Origin of the sequence: Burkholderia sp. AU45388, assembly GCF_030481585.1 — a bacterium.
In the GTDB taxonomy this organism is placed as follows: Bacteria; Pseudomonadota; Gammaproteobacteria; order Burkholderiales; family Burkholderiaceae; genus Burkholderia; species Burkholderia sola.
In genome coordinates this window covers 1-23,562 of the sequence record NZ_JAUJPV010000003.1, presented here as the reverse complement: position 1 = coordinate 23,562, position 23,562 = coordinate 1, and the positions used below count along the sequence as shown (strand labels likewise).

19 protein-coding genes and 1 pseudogene are annotated in these 23,562 nt (G+C 62.5%); 10 read left to right on the top strand and 10 right to left on the bottom strand.

The features are described from left to right. Window positions 1-74 precede the first annotated feature (74 nt). Both QZM72_RS07560 and QZM72_RS07555 read left to right on the top strand, forming a co-directional pair. The gene (locus QZM72_RS07560) at window positions 75-1,013 is read left to right on the top strand and encodes a 2-hydroxyacid dehydrogenase (protein WP_089470586.1); all 939 of its coding nucleotides are present in this window, start codon (window positions 75-77) and stop codon (window positions 1,011-1,013) included. Between the two features lie 64 nt (window positions 1,014-1,077). Beyond that, complete coding sequence (locus QZM72_RS07555; protein WP_089469945.1) at window positions 1,078-2,442, top strand: MFS transporter; 1,365 nt, start codon at window positions 1,078-1,080, stop codon at window positions 2,440-2,442. A 27-nt stretch (window positions 2,443-2,469) separates the two neighbouring features. Here QZM72_RS07555 and QZM72_RS07550 read toward each other — a convergent pair whose 3' ends face one another. Continuing rightward, on the bottom strand, window positions 2,470-3,438 hold the full coding sequence (locus tag QZM72_RS07550) for a LysR family transcriptional regulator (RefSeq protein ID WP_089469946.1): 969 nt from the start codon (window positions 3,436-3,438) through the stop codon (window positions 2,470-2,472). Window positions 3,439-3,798: 360 nt separating this feature from the next. Here QZM72_RS07550 and QZM72_RS07545 point away from each other — a divergent pair, with 360 nt between their 5' ends. From QZM72_RS07545 to QZM72_RS07530, 4 genes are all read left to right on the top strand, one after another. After that, window positions 3,799-4,971 (top strand): HPP family protein, encoded by a 1,173-nt coding sequence (locus QZM72_RS07545; RefSeq protein ID WP_089469947.1) that lies wholly within the window; start codon window positions 3,799-3,801, stop codon window positions 4,969-4,971. Window positions 4,972-5,094: 123 nt separating this feature from the next. Next, on the top strand, window positions 5,095-5,508 hold the full coding sequence (locus QZM72_RS07540; RefSeq protein WP_089469948.1) for a MarR family winged helix-turn-helix transcriptional regulator: 414 nt from the start codon (window positions 5,095-5,097) through the stop codon (window positions 5,506-5,508). A gap of 14 nt (window positions 5,509-5,522) precedes the next feature. Further along, window positions 5,523-7,310: a chloride channel protein gene (locus tag QZM72_RS07535; RefSeq protein ID WP_089469949.1), complete on the top strand. Its 1,788-nt coding sequence runs from the start codon at window positions 5,523-5,525 to the stop codon at window positions 7,308-7,310. A gap of 436 nt (window positions 7,311-7,746) precedes the next feature. Next, complete coding sequence (locus tag QZM72_RS07530; protein ID WP_171984430.1) at window positions 7,747-8,079, top strand: hypothetical protein; 333 nt, start codon at window positions 7,747-7,749, stop codon at window positions 8,077-8,079. Window positions 8,080-8,177: 98 nt separating this feature from the next. Here QZM72_RS07530 and QZM72_RS07525 read toward each other — a convergent pair whose 3' ends face one another. Together QZM72_RS07525 and QZM72_RS07520 are read right to left on the bottom strand one after the other, a co-directional pair. After that, window positions 8,178-8,498 carry a pyrimidine/purine nucleoside phosphorylase gene (locus tag QZM72_RS07525; RefSeq protein WP_006478890.1) on the bottom strand — a complete coding sequence of 107 codons (321 nt, stop codon included), beginning with the start codon at window positions 8,496-8,498 and terminating at the stop codon, window positions 8,178-8,180. 173 nt (window positions 8,499-8,671) lie between these two features. Next, on the bottom strand, window positions 8,672-9,574 hold the full coding sequence (locus QZM72_RS07520) for a LysR substrate-binding domain-containing protein (protein WP_089469950.1): 903 nt from the start codon (window positions 9,572-9,574) through the stop codon (window positions 8,672-8,674). A 181-nt stretch (window positions 9,575-9,755) separates the two neighbouring features. Here QZM72_RS07520 and QZM72_RS07515 point away from each other — a divergent pair, with 181 nt between their 5' ends. The 3 genes from QZM72_RS07515 (at window position 9,756) to QZM72_RS07505 (ending at window position 13,092) form a co-directional block, all read left to right on the top strand. Further along, window positions 9,756-10,940: a M20 aminoacylase family protein gene (locus QZM72_RS07515; protein ID WP_301737731.1), complete on the top strand. Its 1,185-nt coding sequence runs from the start codon at window positions 9,756-9,758 to the stop codon at window positions 10,938-10,940. A 43-nt stretch (window positions 10,941-10,983) separates the two neighbouring features. Continuing rightward, entirely contained in the window at window positions 10,984-12,309 is a 1,326-nt protein-coding gene (locus QZM72_RS07510; protein ID WP_089469952.1) for an MFS transporter, read from the top strand. A gap of 240 nt (window positions 12,310-12,549) precedes the next feature. Continuing rightward, on the top strand, window positions 12,550-13,092 hold the full coding sequence (locus QZM72_RS07505; RefSeq protein WP_089469953.1) for a cysteine hydrolase family protein: 543 nt from the start codon (window positions 12,550-12,552) through the stop codon (window positions 13,090-13,092). A 183-nt stretch (window positions 13,093-13,275) separates the two neighbouring features. Here QZM72_RS07505 and QZM72_RS07500 read toward each other — a convergent pair whose 3' ends face one another. The 3 genes and pseudogenes from QZM72_RS07500 to QZM72_RS07490 form a co-directional block, all read right to left on the bottom strand. Further along, window positions 13,276-13,641: an AAA family ATPase gene (locus QZM72_RS07500; protein WP_256979750.1), complete on the bottom strand. Its 366-nt coding sequence runs from the start codon at window positions 13,639-13,641 to the stop codon at window positions 13,276-13,278. 3 nt (window positions 13,642-13,644) lie between these two features. Continuing rightward, window positions 13,645-14,142, bottom strand: a complete 498-nt coding sequence (locus QZM72_RS07495) for an NUDIX domain-containing protein (protein WP_144030153.1) — start codon at window positions 14,140-14,142, stop codon at window positions 13,645-13,647. A gap of 295 nt (window positions 14,143-14,437) precedes the next feature. Further along, window positions 14,438-14,682: pseudogene (locus QZM72_RS07490) on the bottom strand (porin); the annotation flags it as partial. A gap of 351 nt (window positions 14,683-15,033) precedes the next feature. Between QZM72_RS07490 and tssF the strand changes: the two are divergent. Further along, window positions 15,034-16,830, top strand: a complete 1,797-nt coding sequence (gene tssF / locus QZM72_RS07485) for a type VI secretion system baseplate subunit TssF (protein ID WP_301737730.1) — start codon at window positions 15,034-15,036, stop codon at window positions 16,828-16,830. A 2-nt stretch (window positions 16,831-16,832) separates the two neighbouring features. On the opposite strand, the gene QZM72_RS07480 is transcribed toward tssF, so the two are convergent. From QZM72_RS07480 to QZM72_RS07465, 4 genes are all read right to left on the bottom strand, one after another. Continuing rightward, a complete protein-coding gene (locus tag QZM72_RS07480; protein WP_089469956.1) occupies window positions 16,833-17,084 on the bottom strand; it encodes a PAAR domain-containing protein in 252 nt (83 codons plus the stop codon). A gap of 877 nt (window positions 17,085-17,961) precedes the next feature. Continuing rightward, complete coding sequence (locus tag QZM72_RS07475; protein ID WP_301737729.1) at window positions 17,962-18,774, bottom strand: lysozyme inhibitor LprI family protein; 813 nt, start codon at window positions 18,772-18,774, stop codon at window positions 17,962-17,964. 39 nt (window positions 18,775-18,813) lie between these two features. Continuing rightward, the gene (locus QZM72_RS07470) at window positions 18,814-21,690 is read right to left on the bottom strand and encodes a glycoside hydrolase family protein (RefSeq protein WP_301737727.1); all 2,877 of its coding nucleotides are present in this window, start codon (window positions 21,688-21,690) and stop codon (window positions 18,814-18,816) included. A 60-nt stretch (window positions 21,691-21,750) separates the two neighbouring features. After that, a partial coding sequence (locus tag QZM72_RS07465) for a type VI secretion system Vgr family protein (protein WP_301737726.1) occupies window positions 21,751-23,562 on the bottom strand: 1,812 nt, incomplete at its 5' end.

Genomic DNA, 23,562 nt, shown 5'->3' with positions numbered 1-23,562 from the left:
CGATATCGATGCGATTTCTATACTCGGTTCCACCTGATGCGCGGCCCGCGCCGCGCACGACGACCGAGACCTTCATGACCATCGACATCCTGCTGACGCAGCCGCTCCCCGACACCATCGACGCCGAACTGTCCGCCCGTTACACCGTGCATCGACTGTATGCGGCCGAGCAACCGGACGCGCTGCTCGATCGCGTGGCGCCGCGCATTCGCGGCGTCGTGACCGGCGGCGCGAACGGCCTGTCCGCCGCGCTGATGGACCGGCTCGCCGCGCTCGAGATCATCGCGATCAGCGGCATCGGCACCGACGCGGTCGATCTCGAGCGCGCGCGGGCGCGCGGCATCCACGTGACGACGACGCCCGACGTGCTGACCGACGACGTCGCCGACATGGCGCTCGGGCTGATCCTGATGACGCTGCGCGACCTCGGGGCCGGCGAGCGGATCGTGCGCGCCGGCCGCTGGGGCAAGACGGCCCAGCCGCTCGCGACGCAGGTCACGGGCAAGCGGCTCGGTATCGTCGGGCTCGGCCGCGTCGGGCGCGCGATCGCGCAGCGTGCGCAAGCGTTCCGGATGCCCGTCAGTTACTTCGGCCCGCGCGAGCATCGCGACAGCGGCTATCGCTTCGTGCCCGACCTTGCTGCGCTCGCACGCGACAGCGACGTGCTCGTGATCGCGGCGTCGGCCGATCACGGCAGCGTGCTGGTGACGGCGGACGTGCTCGCCGCGCTCGGTCCAACAGGATTCCTGATCAATGTCGCACGCGGCAAGCTGGTCGACGAAGCCGCGCTCGTGCGCGCGCTGGCCGACGGCACGATCGCCGGCGCCGGGCTCGACGTGTTCGCGAACGAACCGCACGTGCCGGCCGCGCTGCTCGAACTCGATCGCGTGGTCGTGCAGCCGCACCGCGCGAGCGCCACGCACGAGACGCGCGAGCAAATGGGCCGCATCGTGCTCGCGAACCTCGCCGCGTGCTTCGCGGGCCAGCGCCCGCCGACCAGTGTCACGCGCTGAGCGTGGCGCCGGCCTTCCGTTACGACACCCGATGCCTTCGCACGACGGAGGCCAGGAGACATGCATGTCCAATCGATCCAGCGGCGCTGCGCTCGCCGCATCGCCCGCCGCGTCTCGCACGATCGGCCGCGTCCGTTATGCGGTTCTCGCGCTGATTTTCGCGGTCACCGTCATCAATTATGCGGACCGCGCGACGATGTCGATCGCGGGCACCGGCGTCGCGCACGACCTGGGGCTCACGCCCGTGCAATTGGGGATCGTCTTTTCGGCGTTCGCGTGGGCCTATGCAATCGGCCAGATTCCGGGCGGCTGGCTGCTCGATCGCTTCGGCGCGCGGCGCGTGTACGGGCTGAGCCTGTTGCTGTGGTCGATATTCACGATGTTGCAGGGCACAGTCGGCACGTTCGCCGTGCAGGGCGCGGCCGCGACGCTCGCGCTGTTCGTGATGCGCTTCATGCTCGGCCTCGTCGAATCGCCTGCGTTCCCGGCCAATTCGCGGATCGTCGCCTGCTGGTTCCCGACGGCCGAACGCGGCACCGCATCCGCGCTGTTCAATTCCGCGCAATACATGGCCGTCGTGCTGTTCACGCCGGCGATGGCGTGGCTCACGCATGCGCTCGGCTGGGAGCACGTATTCCTGTGGATGGGGCTGCTCGGCATCGCGCTCGCCGCGCTGTGGTTCGCGTGGTATCGCGAACCGCACGGCCACCCGCGCATGACCGACGCGGAGCGCGACTACCTGCGCGCCCACGGCGCGCTCGTCGATCTCGAGGCGAACCGCGTGCGCGAACGGCCGCGCGCGTCGTGGCGCGACGTGTCGCAACTGTTCCGCCACCGGAACCTGTGGGCGATCTACGTCGGCCAGTACTGCATCACGGCGCTCACCTACTTCTTCATCACGTGGTTTCCGATCTACCTGATCAAGGGGCGCGGGATGACGATCATGGAAGCCGGCTGGGTCGCCGCGCTCCCGGCCATCTGCGGGTTCACGGGCGGCGTGCTCGGCGGCCTGCTGTCGGACTGGCTGATCCGGCGCGGCATGCATCCGTCGCGGGCGCGCAAGACGCCGTTCGTCGCGGGGATGGCGATGGCGACGCTGCTCGTGCTCGCGAACGGCGCAACGTCGAACACGGTCGTGATCGCGCTGATGACGATCGCGTTCTTCGGCAAGGGGCTCGCGGCGGTCGGCTGGGCCGTGCTCGCCGACACGGCGCCGGAAGGCATGGTCGGGCTGAGCGGCGGCGTCTTCAACGGTCTCGGCAACATCGCCGGGATCGTCACGCCGCTCGTGATCGGCTACTTCGTCGCCAGCACGGGTTCGTTCGCCGGCGCGCTGTGGTTCGTCGCCGCGCACGGGCTGATCGGCATTGTCGCGTACACGTGGCTCGCGGGCCGCTTCGAGCGGATCCGCATCGCGCCGGCCGCATGAACGCCGCGGCCACGCGCCGGCGCACCGTTATGCGCGCTGGCGGCCTGCCGGCGCGTGCTCGGTCGTCAGCCGGTCGAGTTCGCGCAGATCGTTCTCCAGCGCCGGCGTGAGCGTCGTGCGCAGGTGATCGAGGAACGTGCGGATCTTCGCATCGAGATAACGGCGCGTCGCGTAGACCGCATAGACGCTCACCGTCTGCAGCCGGTAGTCGGGCAGCACGCGGATCAAGCGCCCTTCGCGGAGATCGTCGAGCACCGTATACAGCGCCACGCACGCGATCCCGCGTCCGGCACGCACCGCGACGCACAGCGCATCCGGCACGTTGACCTGGAACGGCGCCGGCTGCAGCGCGTAGACGGCTTCCTCGCCGTCGCTGCGTTCGAGCCGCCATTCGCCGGCCGGCGACGCGGGCGTGTCGAGGCGCAGGCACACGTGGTTCGGCAGCTCGTCGGGCGTCTGCGGCGTGCCGTGCCGCGCCAGGTATTCGCGCGATGCAACGAGCACGCTGCAGCTCGTACCGCAGGTCTGCGCGACATAGCCGGAGTCGGGCAATTGCGATGCTGTGACGATCGACACGTCATAGCCCTCCTCGACCAGATTCGGCATCCGCTGCGCGAGCGTCAGCTCGACCGACACGTCGGGATTGTCCTCCTGGTAGCGCACGATCGACGACACGACGTGACTCTGCCCGAGCCCCGTCATCGCATGGATACGCATCTTGCCGCTCGGCCGCAGCAGCGCATTGCGCGCCTCCGCGTTCGCGTAGTCGAGTTCCGCGAGGATCGATTTCGCGCGCTCGAAATAGCGTTCGCCGCTTTCGGTCAGGCCGAGGTGGCGGGTCGTGCGATGCAGCAGACGCGTCTGTACGTGGGCTTCGAGGTTCGAGACGGCGCGCGACACCTGCGCGGTGGTCGCGTCGATTTCCTTCGCGACCGCAGTAAAACTGCCGGCTTCGACGACGCGCACGAACAGGCGCATGTTTTCGAGCATGTCCATTGAATTGGCTTGGGGAGAGTCGGTGGGGAGGCGTCGGCGGCGCTCGCGTCAGAGGGGCAACGGAACGCGGCCGCGAACCGCGTCGAATCGATCACCGTGCCGGGGAGAAGGCGGGAGAGCGGGCATCGAGGACGGGGTTCTGGCATGACGGGGGAATTGACTGCGCCGAATTGTACGCCGCTGCAGACAAATTTGCGCGCTCATGCGTGCCCAAGCTCCCGTCGGATGAAAGGATTTTGCAAGACTCGCGCGTCGCGCGCGCGCAACGCCATGACGTGGCGCGGCAATTTGTATCACAACACGATATAATTCCGCGCTTGTCACCGCGCCGCGGCACCGTCCTTTTACCGCTTATCCTCCATGTCGTCAGGCTCCTCCCCGTCGCGCCGCACGTTGCGGCAATGGCTGCACAGCTTCATTCCGCATCCGATGACCCTCGGCTGGCGCGAGCGCCTGCGCGCGTGCACCGGCGCGCTCGTGGGCATTGCGACGGTCGGCGTCACGATGCGGCTGCTGCCCGGCGTGCCGGGCCTCGTGCCGCTGCTCGTCGCGCCGATGGGTGCGTCGGCCGTGCTGCTGTTCGCGGTGCCGGCGAGCCCGCTCGCGCAGCCCTGGTCGATCGTCGGCGGCAATCTCGTCGCGGCGACCGTCGGCGTCGCGTGCGCGCAATGGATCGCCGATCCGATCACGGCCGCCGCGGTCGCGATCGCCTGCGCGATCGGCGGCATGTTCGCGCTGCGCTGCGTGCACCCGCCGTCGGGGGCCGTCGCGCTCACGGCCGTGGTCGGCGGCCCGGCGATCCATGCGCTCGGCTTCGGCTTCGTGCTGCAGCCGATCGCGCTTCAATCGGCGATCCTGCTGTCGGCCGCGCTCGTCTATCACGCGCTGACCGGGCACCGCTACCCGCACGGCGGCATGCGCCCCGAAACGAAACCGCAAGCCGGCGCCGCACCCGCGCGCGGCGGCTTCACGCGCGGCGACCTCGACGCGGTGCTGAAGCGCCGCGGCGAATGGCTCGACGTCGATCCAGACGATCTCGAAACGCTGCTGCGCGAAACCGAAATGCAGGCTTATACGCGCACGTTCGGCCAGTTGAAGTGCGCGGACCTGATGACGAAGCATGCGATCGAAGTCGCGCCATCGACGTCGGTCACGGCCGCGCTCACGCTGCTCGACCGCCATCGCGTGAAGGCGCTGCCCGTGGTGGACGGCGAAGGCCGCCTGACCGGCATCGTCACGCGCGCCGACCTCACGCGACAGTTGCGCCGTCCAATCCCGCTGTGGCAGCGCCTGTCCGCGCGGCTGCCGCAAGCGTTCGGCGGCCAGCCTGCGAGCGTCGCGTCCGTGATGACGCGCGACGTCGCGTCGGTGCCGGAAACGATGCCGATCACGGCGCTCGTGCCGCTGTTCACGCATTCGGGCCACCACCATATTCCCGTGGTCGATGCATCGCGCCGGCTCGTCGGCATCATCACGCAGACGGATCTCGTCACCGGCCTTTATCAGCAGACCAAAATGCTGGAAGCCGCGTAGCGCGCATCACGCCATGTAGCCACCTTCTGAACGAGAAATACAACATTTTAGCCATATTTCGGACATTTATATCACATAATGATATATTTATACGCACCGTAACCGACTGCCCGAACGACCTCGATGACCGATACCCGACGCGCCCTGACGAAAAGCGATTTCCAGCAACTGTCCGAGTTCCGCTACCAGATGCGCCGCTTCGAGCGCTTCTCCGAACGCGCCGCGCAAAGCGAAGGCGTGACGCCGCTGCAATACCTGCTGCTGCTGCACATCAAGGGTTATCCGCATCGCGAATGGGCGACCATCGGCGAGCTCGCGGAACGCCTGCAGGCGCAGCACCACGGCGTCGTGGCGCTGGTGACGCGCTGCGAAACGCTCGGACTCGTGAAGCGCAAGCCGAGCGAAGCCGACCGCCGCCAGGTCGAAGTCCACCTCGAGCCGGCCGGCGAAACGCTGCTTGCCCGTCTCGCAGCCATGCATCGTGCCGAGCTGAAGTCGCTCAAGGGCACGTTCCTGGTTCCCCAGATCGATTATTGACCCTTGCCTCGCCGATGAACGCACCCCACAAACGCGATTTCTCGACCAACGAACGCCTGCCCAGGATCGCGTTGCTTGCCGCCGGGATCGGCCTGCTCAGCACGCTCGCCGCGTTCGTGCTGTTGAGCCTGATCCGCCTGTTCACGAACCTGTTCTTCTTCCAGCAACTGTCGTTCGCCGACCATTCGCCCGCGAACAACACGCTCGGCGCCTGGGTGATCGCGGTCCCGGTGATCGGCGGGCTGATCGTGGGCCTGATGGCGCGTTTCGGTTCGGAGAAGATCCGCGGCCACGGCATTCCCGAGGCGATCGAGGCGATCCTGTTCGGCAAGAGCCGCATGTCGCCGAAGGTCGCGATCCTCAAGCCGCTGTCGTCCGGCGTCGTGATCGGCAGCGGCGGCCCGTTCGGCGCCGAAGGCCCGATCATCATGACGGGCGGCGCGCTCGGCTCGCTGATCGCGCAATGCGTGCACGTGACCGCCGCCGAGCGCAAGACGCTGCTCGTCGCCGGTGCGGCCGCCGGCATGACGGCCGTGTTCGGCACGCCGGTGGCCGCCGTGCTGCTCGCGGTCGAACTGCTGCTGTTCGAATGGCGTCCGCGCAGTTTCCTGCCGGTCGCGCTCGCGTGCGCGGTGGCGGGCTTCGCACGCGCGGTGTTCTTCGGCGTCGGTCCGCTGTTTCCGCTGACCACGGCCGCGCCGACGTCCGTCGCACTGCTGTCGTGCCTCGTCGCGGGCCTGCTGTCGGGCATGCTCGCGTGCGGCCTGTCGGCGGCGCTCTACCGCGTCGAGGACGCGTTCGCGAAGCTGCCCGTGCACTGGATGTGGTGGCCGGCGCTCGGCGCGATCGTGATCGGCGTCGGCGGCTGGCTCGAGCCGCGCGCACTCGGCGTCGGCTACGACGTGATCGGCGACCTGCTGCACCAGCACATCGCGCTGAAGATCGCGCTCGCGCTGCTGATCGTGAAGGCCGTGATGTGGGTGATCGCGCTCGGCTCGGGCACCTCGGGCGGTGTACTCGCCCCGCTGCTGATGCTCGGCGCCGGCCTCGGCACCGTGCTGTCGCCGGTGTTGCCGGGCGGCGACCCGGCGCTGTGGCCGCTCGTATGCATGGCCGCGACGCTCGGTGCGACGCTCGGCGCCCCGCTCACCGCGATCGTGTTCGCGTTCGGCCTCACGCACGACGCCAACGCGCTGCTGCCGCTGCTCGCGGCGACGCTCGTCGCGCACGGCTTCGCGACCATCGTGATGAAACGCTCGATCATGACGGAAAAAATCGCACGTCGCGGCTATCACATCTATCGCGAATACGGCGTCGATCCGCTCGAACGGCATGACATCGGCGAAGTGATGACGTCGGCCGATCAGCTCGTCACGATCGACGGCGCAGCGACGCTCGATACCGTCGAAGCGCAATACTTCGGCGCGAAGCAAACGCACCGCGCATATCCGGTCGTGCAGCACGGCCGCCTGCTCGGCCTCGTCGATCGCGCGACGCTCGATGCGCAGCGCGCGCAGGCCGGCGCCGATACGCCGATCTCGGACGCGTTCGCCAACCGCGCACCGACCATCGCGCTGGTGCACGAAACGTGCCGCGTCGTCGCGTCGCGCCTCGCGATGCTCGGCCTTGAACGCCTGCCGGTGGTTGCCGACGAGCAATCGCTGCGCATCACGGGCATCGTGTCTCGCAGCGACCTGATCAAGCCGGCGCTCCAGCACTTCGACGACGAACAGAAGCGCGAGCGTTTCCGTCCGGTCGTCCCGGTCAACCTGCGCGACGTCGGCTCGCGCAAGGCCGGCTGATACGGCCCGCATGCGCGGCGTTCGCCCGGCCGCGCATCGTGTCCCCGTCGTCTTCCGCCGTTTGAAGTTGGTTAACAATGCGGCAGACGAAAGTTTGTCATCATCGTGCTCATGCGACGGGGCCATCCATCAGCCATTCCACTTCGTCATCAGATAAAGAGTCGCGGCGCGGGATGCATCGACATCCCGCATGCCGCGGCCGTCACTTCACCACACCACGATCGGGCAGCGCGCGGGACCCGGCCATGCATGACGTCGAGCCGTACACGACGCATGCCGCGCCGCAGCAACGGGCGCAGCATCCGAGCCGCCATTTGGCAAGCGCGTTAACAACTTGTTTCGGAATGGTCGGAACCGTGCTTGCAGGATGGAATCTCACTTGCACGCAGCATTGCTGCGCATCCCACTCAATCAATCACGACTCGAGGGAGATAACGTGAACGTGAAATACTTACCGCTCATCGCATTGACCGTGGCAATTTCTGCTCATGCCGCCGAACCGGCCGTGCAGAACGTGGGACAAAGCCAGAAAGACGCCCCGGAAGTCTCCGCGTGCATCGCCAAGACCTGGGCCGACAAGTCGCAACAACAGGTGATCTCGCAGAACGTGCTGGCCAACGGCCTCGCGACCGACGTGTACGCACCGGGCCAGCAGCCGCCGAACGGCGCCGCCGCGATGGTTCGCCCTTCGTGGAAGCCGGGTGCGAAAACGTGGGTCGGCGTGCGCGGCGATGCAGCGTCCGCCGGCGACATCAACGCCTGCCTGTAACGATGTAACGAGAACAGGCGCTTCGGATGGCCTTGCGCCGTCCGCTTGCGACCAGCCCCGCTTCGGCGGGGCTTTTTCTTTGCCGCGCGGGAAGCGCGTTACAGGTAGCTGCAGACGTAATCGAGCGTCTCGAGCACTTCGATGTCGAAGCGGCTCTTGCCCGGCACCGAGAACGATTCGCCGGCGCCGTAGGTCTGCCATTCGCTGCTGCCGTCGAGCTTCACGCGGCACTTGCCGGCCTGCACTTCCATCAATTCGGGCGCATCCGTGCCGAAGTTGAGCGCGCACGGCAGAATCACGCCGAGCGTCTTGCGCGTGCCGTCCGGGAAGAGCACGGTATGCGACACGCACTTGCCGTCGAAATAGACGTTCGCGCGCTTGACGACCGATACGTTGTCGAATTGGGTTGCACTGGTCATGGGATGCCTCTGATTGCTGGATGCCGGATGGCGGTGTGGTTGGAGGCCGGCCGGAGCGGCGGGCCGGCCGCTATGATACCGGCTCGCGCAAGGGGCGCCCGAATGGCCCGCGGCCGGCCCATGCCCGCCTCATGGTCGTCAGGATCACTACGTGATCCACGCGGGGCGCATGCTCACCTTAATCCCTTGCGTCGCGCGGAGTCGCGCAGGCAATCGAGCAGCATCGCCGCGGCCGGCGTCAGCGGGCTGTCGCGGCGCGTGACGACTTGCACCGATACGCCCGGCAAGCGCTCGCGGATCGGCAACACCGCGAGCTGAGCGCGCGCCCACTCGCCTTGCAGCAGTTGCTCGGGCATCGACGCGATCAGGTCGCACCCGGTCATCAGGCTGTGCGCGAGACCGAAGCTCGGGCATTCGACGACACGCGCCGGCACCGGCAGCCCATACGCGACGAACGAGTTGAACAGCACCTGCGTGGAGCTTTCCGGCGACGGATTCATCAGCCAGTCGGCCTCGACGAGATCGGCAAGCGAGGTGGCCGACGCGAGCGGATGCCCTTTGCGGGCGACGATCAGCGAGCGGCTCGCGTAAAGCTCCGCATGATCGAACTCGGCCGCCAGCAGCTCCGGCACGACGACGGCCACCGCGAAATCGAGCGAACCGTCGTGCAGGCGCGGCAGCGCGACGCCCGGAAATCCTTCGATCAGATTGACGCGCGCGACCGGAAAGCGACGCCGGAACGCACGAAACGCGTCGGGCAGGATCGTCACCGCCGCCGCCGGCGTGATCGCCGCCGCGACGGAGCCCGTCATCGCGCCCTGCGCCTGCTCGATGTCGTCGCGGGCGCGCTGCATTTCGGCGACGATCAGCCGCGCGCGCACCTGCAGTTGCTGGCCGAACGCGGTGAGTTGCACGCCGCGCGCGGTGCGTACGACGAGCGATACGCCGAGCGCGATCTCCAGCTCCTTGACCGCCTTCGTCAGCGCGGCCGGCGATACGTTCAGGCGCCGCGCGGCCGCGCGAATGCTCCCTTCCTCCGCGGCGGTGACGAACGCTTTCAGCTGATGGTATTTCATGGGGCAATGCGTGATCCGTGGAAACTCTCTGCGCCGCGCCGTGCAGTGGTTCAGGGTATTCCCGAGCGGCAACCGACGGTGTGCACCAAAGCAATTTAGCAGCTTCTGGTACGCAAAAGAAATTTATATGCTTGGTCGTCACATGCGCGTCAAACGCCCCACCAGCCCCACTGGAGAGACCATGCTGCAAGCCGTGAACCCCGTCATCCCCGGCATCGCCGCGATCGCCCCCGAGCTCGTCGAGGTGCGCCGCCGCATCCACGCCCACCCCGAGCTTGCATTCGAAGAGACGCTCACGAGCGACCTTGTCGCCGAACTGCTGGCCGGCTGGGGCTACGACGTGCATCGTGGCATCGGCAAGACGGGGGTGGTGGGCGTGCTGCGCGAAGGGCAAGGCGCGCGCACCGTCGGCCTGCGCGCCGACATGGACGCGCTGCCGCTCGCGGAAACCACCGGCCTGCCGTACGCAAGCCGCCATGCGAACAAGATGCATGCATGCGGCCACGACGGCCACACCGCGATGCTGCTGTGCGCGGCGCGCCACCTCGCGGCCACGCGCCGGTTCTCCGGCACGCTGAACCTGATCTTCCAGCCGGCCGAGGAAAACTTCGGCGGCGCGAAGGCGATGATGGACGACGGCCTGTTCGACCGTTTCCCGTGCGACGCGATCTTCGCGATCCACAACATGCCGGGCCGCGCGGCAGGCGACATGGCGTTCCGCACCGGCGCCGCGATGGCGTCGGCCGACCGCGTGACGATCACGCTGCGCGGCGTCGGCGGCCACGGCGCGATGCCGCATTTCGCGCGCGATCCGATGTCGGCCGCGGGCAGCATCATGGTCGCGCTGCAGACGATCGTCGCGCGCGAAGTCGATGCGCAGCATGCGGCCGTGATCACCGTCGGCAGCGTGCAGGCCGGCGAGACGTTCAACATCATCCCCGAAACCGTCGTGATGAAACTGTCGGTGCGCGCACTGAACGCCGACGTGCGCGCGTTGCTCGCGCGCCGCATCGAAGCGCTCGCGAAGGGCCAGGCGGAGAGCTTCGGCGTCACCGCCGAGGTCGATTACGACTACGGCTATCCGGTGCTCGTCAATCACGCGGAACCGACCGCGTTCGCGGCCGACATCGCGCGCCAGATGCTCGGCGCGGAACGCGTCGAAACCGACTCCGCGCCGCTGATGGGCAGCGAGGATTTCGCGTTCATGCTCGAGGCGCGCCCCGGCTGCTACGCGTTCATCGGCAACGGGATCGGCAGCAAGGGCGGCTGCATGGTGCACAACCCCGGCTACGACTTCAACGACGACATCCTCGCGATCGGCGCGAGCTACTGGGTCCGCGTCGCCGAAGCCTGGCTCGCGGCCTGACGGCCCTTCACCACGCAGTTTCGTGCTTACCCGGGGAAACCCCATGGAAACGTCCGCCCTTCCGTTCGCCGGCACGCCGGTCGATGCCCGCGCCGCCGCGAAGAAACGCCGGCTGATCGCGGCCGCCGCCGTCGGCAACGCGCTCGAGTTCTACGACTTCACGGTCTACAGCTTCTTCGCGATCCTGATCGGCAAGCTGTTCTTTCCCGTGCATTCGTCGTTCGGACAACTGATGCTCGCGGTCGCGAGCTTCGGTGTCGGCTTCGTCACGCGTCCGCTCGGCGGGCTCGTGATCGGCATGTACGCGGACCGCGCCGGCCGCAAGAAGGCGATGATCCTCACGCTGCTGCTGATGGCGCTCGGCACCGCGACGATCGCGGTCGCGCCGACCTTCGCGCAGATCGGCATCGCCGCGCCGCTGCTGCTCGTGCTCGCGCGGCTGCTGCAAGGGTTTGCGTCGGGCGGCGAAGTCGGCGCATCGACGACGTTGCTGCTCGAACAGGCGCCGCAGCATCGGCGCGGTTTCTATGCGTCGTTCCAGTTCTCGAGCCAGGGGCTCGCCGCGCTCGCGGGCGCGCTCACCGGCGTCGCGCTGACGTCGACGCTGAGCGCCGCGCAACTCGAAAGCTGGGGCTGGCGTGTGCCGTTCATCATCGGCACGCTGTTCGTGCCGCTCGGCTACTGGCTGCGCCGCACCGTCGAGGAAGTCCCGGCGGCGGCGCCCTCGCCCGCCGCCGCGCACGACGAACCGGTTGCGTCGCTGCCGCTCGCCGACGTGCTGCGCCATCACGGCAAGGCCGTGTTCGCGGGCCTCGGCGTGACGATCGGCGGCACGTCGATCCACTACATCATCGTGTTCTACATGGCGATCTACGGCGTGCAGGTGCTGCACCTGCCGACGTGGCTCTCGATGACGGCCGGCTGCGTCGCCGGCGCGATCCTGATGCTCGTGACGCCGATCGGCGGCCATCTGTCCGACGTGTACGGGCGCAACCGGATCGTCTGGTGGACGCGCATCGTGTTGATGGCCTCGATCTACCCGGCGTTCATCGCGCTGAACCGCTGGCCGGGCGCCGTGTCGCTGCTGTCGATCATCGCCGCACTGTCGATCGTGCATGCGATCAACATCGGTGCGACGGGGGCAATGCTCGGCGAGTTGTTTCCGCGGGCGGTGCGTGCGACGGGCGGTGCGCTGGTGTACAGCGTCGGCGTCGCGATCTTCGGCGGCTTCGCGCAGTTCTTCGTCACGTGGCTGATCGCGGCGACCGGGAATCCGAATGCGCCTGCGTGGTATGCGATCGGATGTGGTGTGTTCACGCTGCTCGCGATTCGTTGCATGGACGAGAAGGCCGGGAAGGCGCTGGATTGAGCGGTGGAGGATGCGCGGCACGTGAAGCGCCATTGACGTCGCGCGCGCGCATCGGGCATCATTGATCAATGCACGACGCCACGATCACCCTTTCGACCACCACGCGCACGACCGCCTTCGGCGGGCCCGTGCGGCGAGTGCGCGCAAGATCGTAGCGTCACCGATTCCCACAGGCCCCGCCGGTTTCCGGACGGGGTCTTTTCGTTTCTCCGTCCGCATCGGCCACTCAGGAGAAACGCCATGTCCGAAGTCCCTTCCCCGAAACGCGCACTGCTCGTGATCGACATGCAGGTCGGGCTGTTCCACGGCCCCGATCGCCCGTATGACGGCGAACGCGTGCTGGCCAACATCAACCGGCTGATTTGTCGGGCGCATGAAGCCGGCGCGCCGGTATTCGCCGTGCGTCACACCGGTCCGGCCGGCTCGCCGATTGCGCCCGACGCGCCGCTGGCCGCGCTGCTGCCGGCGCTTGCGATCGATGCCGCTCGCGATATCGTGTTCGACAAGACTCGCCCGAGTTGCTTCGCGGGCACGCGGCTCGCGGAGTGGCTGCATGCGGCTGGTATTGGCGAGATCGTGATAGCGGGGATGAAGACGCAGTACTGCGTCGATACGACGTGCCGTGCGGCCGGCGATCTCGGCTTTCGCGCGGTGCTCGTGGCCGATGCGCATACTTGCATGGATACGCCCGCGCTGGCCGCCGAGCGGATCGTCGCGCATCACAATGCGACGCTTGGCGGACCGTTTGCGGTGCTGACGACGACCGAGGCGTTCGTGTTCTGACGCACGGCGCCGATCGATCGCGATGGACCAGCGCAGGCCTGCAATAGCGTCAGCAGAGACCTGCCATACGTATTGCTTCAATGCTCGATGATGTGTCGCGGACTGAAACGACCTTCATCGAAGGCACTGCGTCCGCGGACAGAAAATCGCTGAGCCGCTTATCGAAGCGGAACGAAAACTTGATCAATTCGATGGTGTTCCGAAGGTCTCCCTAGGTAACTTTCCGGTCACCATCGCCCCGATGAAGCGCTTGATCAGGCGTATCACGCGCACACGGAACGGGACTTCGACCTTCAAGATCAGTGAACACTCGGCAAGCAGCGGATACATTCGCTTATCGTACGCGCCTTCGACGAACCAGCCGGCTTCGGCGATGATCGTCGCGATAGCGTCAGCCATCGCCTGATCCGAATTCTTCACGTACTGTTCACCGCTCTTGTCCCAATAGACGTTGTCGAATTCATACGCGTCAGTATCGAACCTCCGAGCCAACTGCCGGGCGATAGTCGTTTTCCCCGCACCCGACGGGCCTACGATGCAAACCTTCATGTTTCAGTCTCTGTTCAACCGCTCATGTTGATGCTCGCGCATGAAGTGTTTCAGCATGGGCAAGAAGAAATCGTGCCCACCGATCAGCGTGAATTCCGCTCCAAAAAGTGGAACCCACTGGAAGCTGAATTCAATGGGTTCACCACCGGAACCTGGATCGCTCTCGAAATGCGCCCAATGCGCCTTCATTGCAATGGCGTCGCTCACCATGACATGCACGACATGTCGGTGTTGAATCTCGCTTCTTCCGAATTTCTGCATCGAATAGAAGTAACCGCCGAGAACGCGCACGACTTGAGCGTCGCCGATACCACTTTCCTCGCGAAGCTCGCGTAGTGCGGCGGCTGTTGGCACTTCGCCGTGGTTCATCGTGCCGGCAACCACTTGCCTCCCGGCTTCCGGGAACTTCGGTTGGGTAAACGTGAGCAATCTATCCCGCCACGTAAGATAGACCATTACCTTGTTGTTGATTTGCACGATAGTGTTTTCAGCCAAAACCACTTCTATCCTCCGGGACAGCCAAGCCGTCGCAGAATTTTCAGCCCATAAACGTCAGAAAATGTGAATCCCTCCAGCGCACGTTATCGGTAGCACGACGCGTAACGCCAGCTATAAGACTCGCGGCGAAAAGATGAACAAGCGATGCGCGGGAGCCATATAGCGGCCTGCAGCAGGCCCGGCGCACTTCAATCTGCGCGCCGGCGCTGATGTGGACGTCACAATGATCCGGCAAAGCCGCAAACGCAACAAGGCAGGGGCTGCCCTCGCCCGTGCCTTGCGTGCACTGCGCCTACACTCAGAACGTAGGCATCATCCCCACGCCCGTCTGAGACTCGCCCGTCATCGGGCTCGTACCCCACGTCGCGCCACGCGGCGTCGCGACCAGCGAGAAATTCGAATTGCCGCCGTTGCGCACGTACGCAACAGTCCCGTACAGAAACGTGCGCTCCGACAGGTTGTACGTCGTGCGAGCACGTACATCATCGCGTGCCCCGACGGATCGTACGACGCATCGCCACCGTCGCCCACCTTCGCGTAGTACCTCCGTCTGACCGCTCATCACCTGGAGATCTTGTCCCGCGTCGGCGGCTGCCGTCACGGCTTTATCTCGACGAGCCGCCCCTCGAAGTTCACATTGCGAAACATATTCGCGCCGAAATTGAAGAAACGGCGGCTGAAACCAAAACCCATCAATATCGGTTACTGAATATCAATTGCATGCGAACTTGAGCGGCTTTTCCCGCCGTCATGCAGTTGCCGTAATCGCATCAGACTCATGTTTTGGCGTCGGACTGTTGGGCTGCGGGAACGCGGAGAATGAAGATTCCACTACGATGACCGTTGGACAATACGACGCACGTCGTGACCTGCAGAGGCCTTACGACGTTGGATATGCACGACAAGCTGCGCGGCTACTATGAACAGGAACTGACGAAGCTGGAGGATCAGTTCGCAACCTTCTCCAACGAGTATCCACGAATCGCCGCCCGCCTGAACTTTACAGGCGGACAGGCGGAAGACCCACACGTCCAGCGGATGATGCAGGCGTTCGCGTTGATTGCAGCCGAAATCCGAGCCGACCTGGACGACGGCGCACCGAAGTTCACCGAAGCGCTGCTTCATGTCTTGCACCCGCACTACTTGCGACCGTTCCCGGCATGTTCGATCGCTCGCTTCGATCCGATCAAGGAATTACCGGGCAAGCCGGTCGTCTTGCCGCGTGGCATGGAGCTCACGTCGCGCGGCGGGGAAGTTCGCTTTCGAACCGCTTATGACGTAACGCTTGCGCCGCTCCACATCGCAAACGCTCGATTCTCGCGCAGCACCGTCGCACCGGCACAAGTCGCCTTGCCGCCGAACACAACCTGCTTCATTTCCATCACGATTGAGTCGACGGTCGCCGCCTCGCCTCTCGGCGCGGTTTCGCCCGACACGCTGCGCGTCCATTTCGCTGGGGAACGCCAGACAGTCGTCGCGCTGCTGGATACGGTCCTGCTGCGCGTCCGGGGCGCATATGTGGAAGCGGACGACAGCGGGCGGTGGATGCCAATTGCGGGGATACCGGTCACACCGATCGGGTTCGGTCCTGACGATATGCTGCTGCCACCACCCCAAACCTCGCCGCTGATTCAGCCGCTGCTCGAATACGTCGGATTTCCGGACAAGTTCGATTTTGTCGACATTCATTTGCGCCGATGTCTTGAACCCGTCCAAATGAACCGCGCGCGGCGCGTAACACTGCACCTGGCGATTGGAGGCGTGCACGTGGATTCGCGCGTCGCACAAGCGCTCACCCCGCTATCGGCGGACAACATCGGATTGTTCTGTACGCCAATCGTGAACCTGTTCAAGCATATGGGCGTCAAGTCGTCGCGCGGCGAAATTGTCGCCGATTATCCCCTCGTGCCGAAACCGAACCGGCCAGACATACGCGGCATCTATTCGGTTGATGCGGTTAGCGATCCGTCAGACGGGACCACTATTCCGCCGCTGAATGCATGGGGAGTCGGGGCTGGCGAACGGTTCTGGATCACGCGCCACGATCCCTACGCGGCAATCCATCACCCCGGACGTGAAACGTCGCTCGTACTGCTCCGCGCGGACGGGACAGCGGTGGTGAAAACACCGCTGCAATTGAGTGCCGACCTCACCTGCACGAATCGCGACTGGCCTTCGCGGATGCGGATCGGCTCTCTCAAGGGCGATCTGAAAAACGAAAATGATCGAGTGCCTTGCACGATTGCGCTGCTGAAACAGCCGACGCTGACTTATAGCGCGTCCCGTGAGTCGAAAGCGCAGTGGCGCGTGCTCGCGCTGACGACAGCCAACTTGACGCAGTTGACACGCGAGGGGTGGCCGGATTTTGTGGAATTCATGCGCCAGCTTGCGCCGAACGATCGACGCGCCGAACACGTCGCGGCGATTTCGTTCGTCAAAAGAAACGTCGTTGAGCGACTACTGGCGATCAAGCCGCATTCGGTCTTCGTGAGAGGCTTCGAAATTGTGGTGACGGCGGACGAGAATGCGTTCATTGAAAACAGCATGGGCGCGCTGATCCTTCAGCTGGACCTATACTTGTCGCGGTATGCACCAGCCAACAGCTTTACGCAGCTTGTCGTGCTGTCGAAGAACGATGGCTCCGTGATCGTTCGTTGCCCGGTGCGACCGGGCCTCGCGCCGCTGTTGTAGCGTTACACCAGGCTTGAAATCAGGTGACAACCGCATGTAGCGCGATGGCCGTGTCGCGCTATCGGAATGCCGTCGTCCTTCATCGATTCGTCGCCTTCCTCGATGATGTTCGGCGACACGTCGGGGTGCTGTGGACACGATACGCGGTCGCCTTTGCGTGCGACGTAGCGGCCATCGAATTTCATGGTCGATGAGCCCGTTTCGACTTTGCCGCCGTGGTCGGTGGCATCACCAATTCTAATCAAATTAATCACTCGAATTCCTCCAACTGGCTGCCACCCACATCACCCCTCAACTAAACAATCCAAGTTACTTGCATATAACCAAGTGCGCACCATCTAGCTATTCAATCATGACAATCCCTTCCCCACCCTAGCGACCAGACAAATATAATTTATTTTATTTGGGATTGGCACTTATAGTTAATCAATGAACTTTCATCTATAATGGATGGTTCAATTGGATATCCCCCAATGCCTTCGCGCGATTCACCGGAAAACTTGCCTGACTCGTCGGGCAAAATTCGAAGCAAACAAGGCTCTCAGGAGTTACATCAAGTTGAGTAGGGTAGATATAAGCGCGGCGCCCAATTATTTTACCATTGACATTATGGACAGACGATTCAACCGATCGGAAACCGTCTTGGATTGTGATCTTTCGAGAAGACGTCTCCCTCGGTTCAAAATTATTCTGCCACTGCGATGCCAAGTTCCATGAGAATTTCGACAATCCTTGCGGAGCCTTCAGCGCAAGCTCGTCGCCCGACCAAACATTGCATCCCCTCTGCGAGGATGATCATCCGATTTTAGAATACTGACAACCATGAATGATTTATCGTTAGCCTCGCTTTCTTTTACGAGGCAGTATTGACCACCTCGCAACATAACCCACACACCCCGCATGGAGGAACTATTAATCCTCCTTCCACTCTGACTGATATTTTCGTCAGACCGATTCATTAAATCCGATTGCTCGTTGACGTAAAATTCACATGGAGCAGAATTTGAACACTCTTTTGCAAACGAGAACGTCGGAGCAAAAAATCAGTAACAAAGACAACAAAATATTCGCATACAAATCCACACCTCATCCCTTGGTTATATACTCCATCCCAAGCAATGCATTTTTTGTCTAATTTCGGCTCATGCCGTCAAGTTGCAGAAGTTGTACCTTCATAGCGTCAAGAATGCAGGCAGCATCTTTGCCACATAAATTTCGTTTCGAAATCCATTCTCTTTGCTTGCGAATTACGTCACCCACAGCATCCCCTGCCGATTTTCTTTGCTCGATTAATTGCGAAAAAGACGTGGCAATACTTTTATCAAATGATGAAAGTTCATATGAACTGCATATCTCCATCTCTACTTCGCTCTTTGCCTTTGCGCAGTTGAAAGATGGATTTGGTTTCTCGTTGTCACGAACCCGCTTTAGAGTGAGAATTGTTTCTCCATACCAGCGCAATAGAAGCTTTCCAGGACTGGGCGAAAGCATCCACGCACCACTTGCTTTATCCGAGGCCCCCAAACTACCTTGCCAAGGCTGACTGCCACAAAAGACCCTAACAACATCAACCATCGTCGATCCAGGAATATCAATTTTGTAATTTTTTTCGGTAGCATTCGTTGCGGGATTTCCAAATCCAGACATGCTCGTTGAAATTAGATCACGCAAGTTGGTTTGCGAGGTCTTGCTATTTATTTCGACGCATGGTCGATTTTCAGGAGCGTCAGTCCATATTCTATTTTTATTAAAAATGAACAACCTTCCTACTAGTCTTGGATCATTCCATCCGTAGCTTGGAGTCCACTCCGCATCAACATTCAAGTGCACCGACTCTACTTCCCACCGACCTTCAATGACCGGATTCCATTCGGCAGCAGCAGCGTGCAATGATTGGAGAAAAATAAATAACCCAACCAACAGTAGTTTAAAACTTTCTCGCAACCTTATCGACATACCCCCCCCATGGACTTACAAAATCGATCATTCATGATTAATCGGCACGCCATTCATCTCATACCGCCCCTCTTGATACAAATTCACCTCATCATTTCGCCTGTGCACAAGACCGGGAAGCACCGTTCCCTTTGATTTAATGCCCTCTTTAATCTTACTCATTGCAGCATCAACTTTTCCAGTATTAATCAAATCCGTCACACTATCCCATCGCGCGGCGGGGTTGTAAGCAAAGCTTACAAGCGCATCAAATTGATTCTGCGAGAGTTCGATTTTTATTGAACGTCGAACCATTTCCTCATATGGCTTGACGGTATGACGCAGCAAGCCGACCTCTTGTTCATGTGTCAGATCGACCACGTTTCGATTATTTTTCGCGAAATCATTGGCGTCAGAGTCCTGTTTTCCCGCGGCCTTCGCAATACCTTCAGCGGTTTCGTCGGACAAGCCAATAGCTTTCATGTCTGCAATAATCCCAGCCTCGCTGCGCCCCTTCATATCATATCCAGCCCCCAACGTAACACCGCTCGCTCCGCCGGGCCAATGCAATCGGTTGGTCGTGCCTGCCTGCGCCTCGTGTGAAAATATAAACCATAACCCATCGTCAGAAAGCGCGTGACCGATACTCACCTCCTTCGCCGTGAAATTCCCGATCAACCCAATCGGATGGAGGTGCCAAGGCGAAAGGTCCGTGGGGAAGCCATCGACACCCTTGATTTGCTCCCACCATTGAAGCTTCGCGAGCCGGTCAAGCTCCGTCTTCCACATCTCGGTCTGCTTCTGCATAAGCGGGGTGAGATCTTCCCACTTGCCGAGACCACCGCCCCATTCGGTTTCATTGCGCACCACAAGATGCGAAACCGCTTCGGCCATCCAACGCGTTTCCAGTGCGTGCTTCAGTTCTTGCGCCGTTACCTTCCCGTCTTGGTTCGTGTCGATCGCCTTCTCAAGTTTCGTGATGAGTTCACCAGCATTGACCTTCGCTGCCGTCCCCATGAACTCGGTACCTTCCTCGTCCGCCAGATATTGTTCGGTCGTATGGATATGGCGTTTGAACATGTCGGCAGGGCTCACGCTGCCATTGTCTACCAATTCGAAACCCGGCCATTCCCAAGGGCTACGAAACTGCACGCCGTGGTGGCCGGTCTCGCACACCCATCCCTGTCGCGCCGAACCATCCTTCGAACCAATCGTAATGTTCCACCAATGATGCCCGTTCTCGTCAATCGCGACATTGTCCGCACCAAGTTTGCCGAGCTGCGTACGGAGAAGCACGTCCCGGAAGTCCGCGCCCGGCCCGCTCGCCTTGGAAACATCCAGCGGAAAGTTCTGCCATCCCGCAACATTCGCCGTGCTGATCGTGTTCGCAAGACTGCTTTCAACCCACATCGGTTTCCCAACGTCTGCGAAGCTTTGCTTAGCCTTTTGCTTGCCTTTCGCGGGCACGGTCGTCACGCTCTTCGGCTGCACCTTGATCCAGCGCGAGCCCTTTGCATCGCCTATCGGCACGAGCTTCAACCCGGATTGGGTCAGCTTCTGATCCGGCGCGGGCACTTCGCTGACCAGCTTGGCCCCCGGCTCGATTTCCAGAAGCGGTTTGTTTTTATCGTTCAGTTCTTTCGCACGCGCACGGCTTTGATCGATGAAGTCTTTCAGGTCCGGCCCCGCGAACACTTCGAGATGCAACATCGGGTAGTTCGGCTTCGGCGGTATCGGGCTCGCCTTCCTGGGCCATTGATACTGGCCGACATGCGCGACGACTTCGCCCGCCTTGACGCGCTGCGGCTCCTTCAGAATCACGACCGTATCAAGCGGCTTCGGATCGACTACAGCGTCCAGCTCCCCTTTGAACACGTAGCTCCACTGTGCTTGCGGAGACACCGGCTTACCAACTTCGGCAGACAAAACCGTGCCCGATTTAATGGACTTGATCTTGATCCAGTCCGGGTGTGCAGGGTCACCTTCGCCCGCAATGATTTCGGTTCCTGTCGGCAACACGCCAATAATCTTGCTCTTTCCGTTCGGCAACTCGCGAATGTGCAAGCCTGTCTCCGGCGCGGGAGGAGTGCCATCTTGACCGCTATCTGCGGGCGGCGGTTCGTTCTGGCTCGTGTTGTTGATAGGCAGATTGTCGGCCCCATCGGTCCGTGTCGCGGGCGGCTGCGCAGGCACCTTCGGCTTCGGAACGGTTTGCTTGTCCTTCGCCTTGCTGCCCACCCGATAGTAGCGGTCGCCCTCCCAATATGACATCGGTGACGGAAGTGGCTGGTCCGGATGCCGGTCCGTTTTCGCTTGCCCCATCCCCTTTTGATAGGTTTCCCAATCCATCGTGTGCATGTACAGGCTGAAGAACACGAGGGATTTGTCTTTGCTGTTGGACGACGGATTGTCGGCTGGTGCAGACGTCGGGGGCGCGGTGTTAGTCGATGCAGGCGCGGGAGCCGATGCGGGGGCCGATGCCGGAGCCGGTTTCGCGGGTTCTTTCGGGGCCGGTTTCGGCGGTAATTTCAGTTCATGCCGGACCAGTACAAAGCCCGTCGAGAAGTGCGCCAGACCAACGTTGTTCGGGTACGTCGTTTCCTCGTATTTCGAGTTCAGCCGGTACGCCACGACTTTGCCGTCCGCAATCGCGCGCACGCCGCTGTCTTGCTTCAGCATTTCCGCGCTGCCGTCGGCGAAATGCACGCCACCGTGCCACATGCCGCTGACGCCAAGTGGATAAAAGCCGTTTTCGCACTTGGCCAGCGCCGTGAAATAGGTCATCGGGTCGGCCGCGTCGTCCTTGCCTACCGGCGTGAAGGGGTAGGCCCAGCTCAGCGACGTATCCGCCGGTTCGGCAGGTCTGGGGACCGATTTTGGAGCGGCCGGCGGATGATGCTTCTTTTTAGGCGTTGTCTTGCTCATGATTCCCGACTCGGATTCGGTTTCAGGATTTCTTGTATTGGAACGATGCCGCCGCGCGGTTTAACCGGAGAACACTGTGAAACGACCGCCGTCGGCTGATACCGGCGACGAATGCAGCGGGTTTTTCAGCGTGCCGCTTGCGGCTCCCGTTTTCTCCCAATTCGCGCACTTTTCTACAATCTGGCCCGACGTTGCATTCTCGATCATGTTCGCCGTCAGCTTGATATACGAGCCGTTCGCGCCGATCCAGATTTCATCGGCCGACAGATACATCTTCTTGCCCGCCGTAATCTTCACATCTTGCGAGGCGGCAAAACTCATCGAATCGTTCTGAGCCTGGAGATCTATCGGGCCACTTGCCGCATAGATCTTGACGCCGAGTTTTTCCGCAAACAGGCTGATTTGCTCCAACACACTGGCGAGCAGCGCCCGACCGGCTGCAAGGTTGATGTCTTCCCCTGCAACCACGTTGGTTTGCTTGTTTGCCGTGATATGTGCCGACCCTTGCGTCGATGCGGCAATGCCTTCGGGACTCGACAGCAGCATGATCGGCTTCGCGAAGCCATTCGCGTTGCCCGTACCGCCGCCGGCCGTGCGACCGCCCTTGGTCGTGCCGGCCACCGGATGCTGCGTTGCGTCCGTGAAAGTTTTCAGTGCATCGTGGCCGTCTTGCTGACTCTGCGCCCGATTCGCCTGGCTCGCCTTCGACGTCGTCGCCAGCATCGCTTCGGCGCGGGTAAGCTGTTCGGACGCTGCCGTCACACTCAGCGGTTGGGTCGCGACGGGTTGCGTCGACACATAGAGCCCTTGTTCGGCCCGCACCGCACCGTAACCCAACGACTTGAGATCGAAGCCCTGTCCGATAAACGCGCCGCGCGTGTTGCCCGAATGCTGGATCAGGTAGCCCAGGTGCAAATGAGAGCTATAACTCGTCGAGTACAAATGCACCCGGTTCTGCCCGCTGGCGTCGTCCATCATCAGTTGGTTGTAACCTTCACCGCCGTATTCGCGCGACAGCAAGCCGGAGGTCAGCCCATGCGTGTGCCATTCCGGCATGCTTTCGCCGCCGTGCATTCTCGACAAGATCACGGGCCGATCGCAATCACCGTTGATGAAGCCGATCAAAACTTCGTCGTTCTTGCGCAGCGGAAACATGCCGCCACGCTTGTGGCCCGCGTCGGGCATCGCCGCGCGTATCCACGCCGAGACGTTCTGGTCGCCGTCATTGAGTCGATCGGATGTCAGCCGAACCTTCGCCCGGAGCATCGCGTCGGTATAGATTTCTTCGTTCTCCGGCCCGCCGACGATGCCGGTTTGAAGCTGCATGACGGGCTTCTTGTGTTCGAACGGACTGCGAAACGCGACGCGACGCCGTTGCGCTTCGATTTCGACGTGGAAGAATCCGACACCGCCGTCGTCATGGCGCACCGCCGAACCTGCACCGTTCGCACGCGCTTGCTCGACCTCTGCGCGCACGCTCTTGCGAAACCGCATCAGGTTTTCAAGACCCGGCACGTTGTTCTGGATGAGCCAGTTCACGGAAAGAATCGCCATCTCGCGATCCTGTTCCGACTGTGCATCGTGCACAGGGTGCCCGGTCAGCAGGCCATAGCGACCAGGCCATGCACAACGCAATGCGCCCACACCGTAGAAGCGTTGCGCCCGTGAGCGCCATTCTTCTGTGACAACGTTTGCCTGAGCCTCGCCCATGTCGCGATCCGACCACGTATGCGACCCCGTGTATTCGTACTGCTCGCCCAGCCCCGGCACATCGTCAAGATCGAACGCGGGCATCGTGACGTGCTTCGAAAGGTCCGGACGCTTGTAGTCGAATGTGCCCGTATCGAGTTCGGCCGACTGAATTTCTTGCGA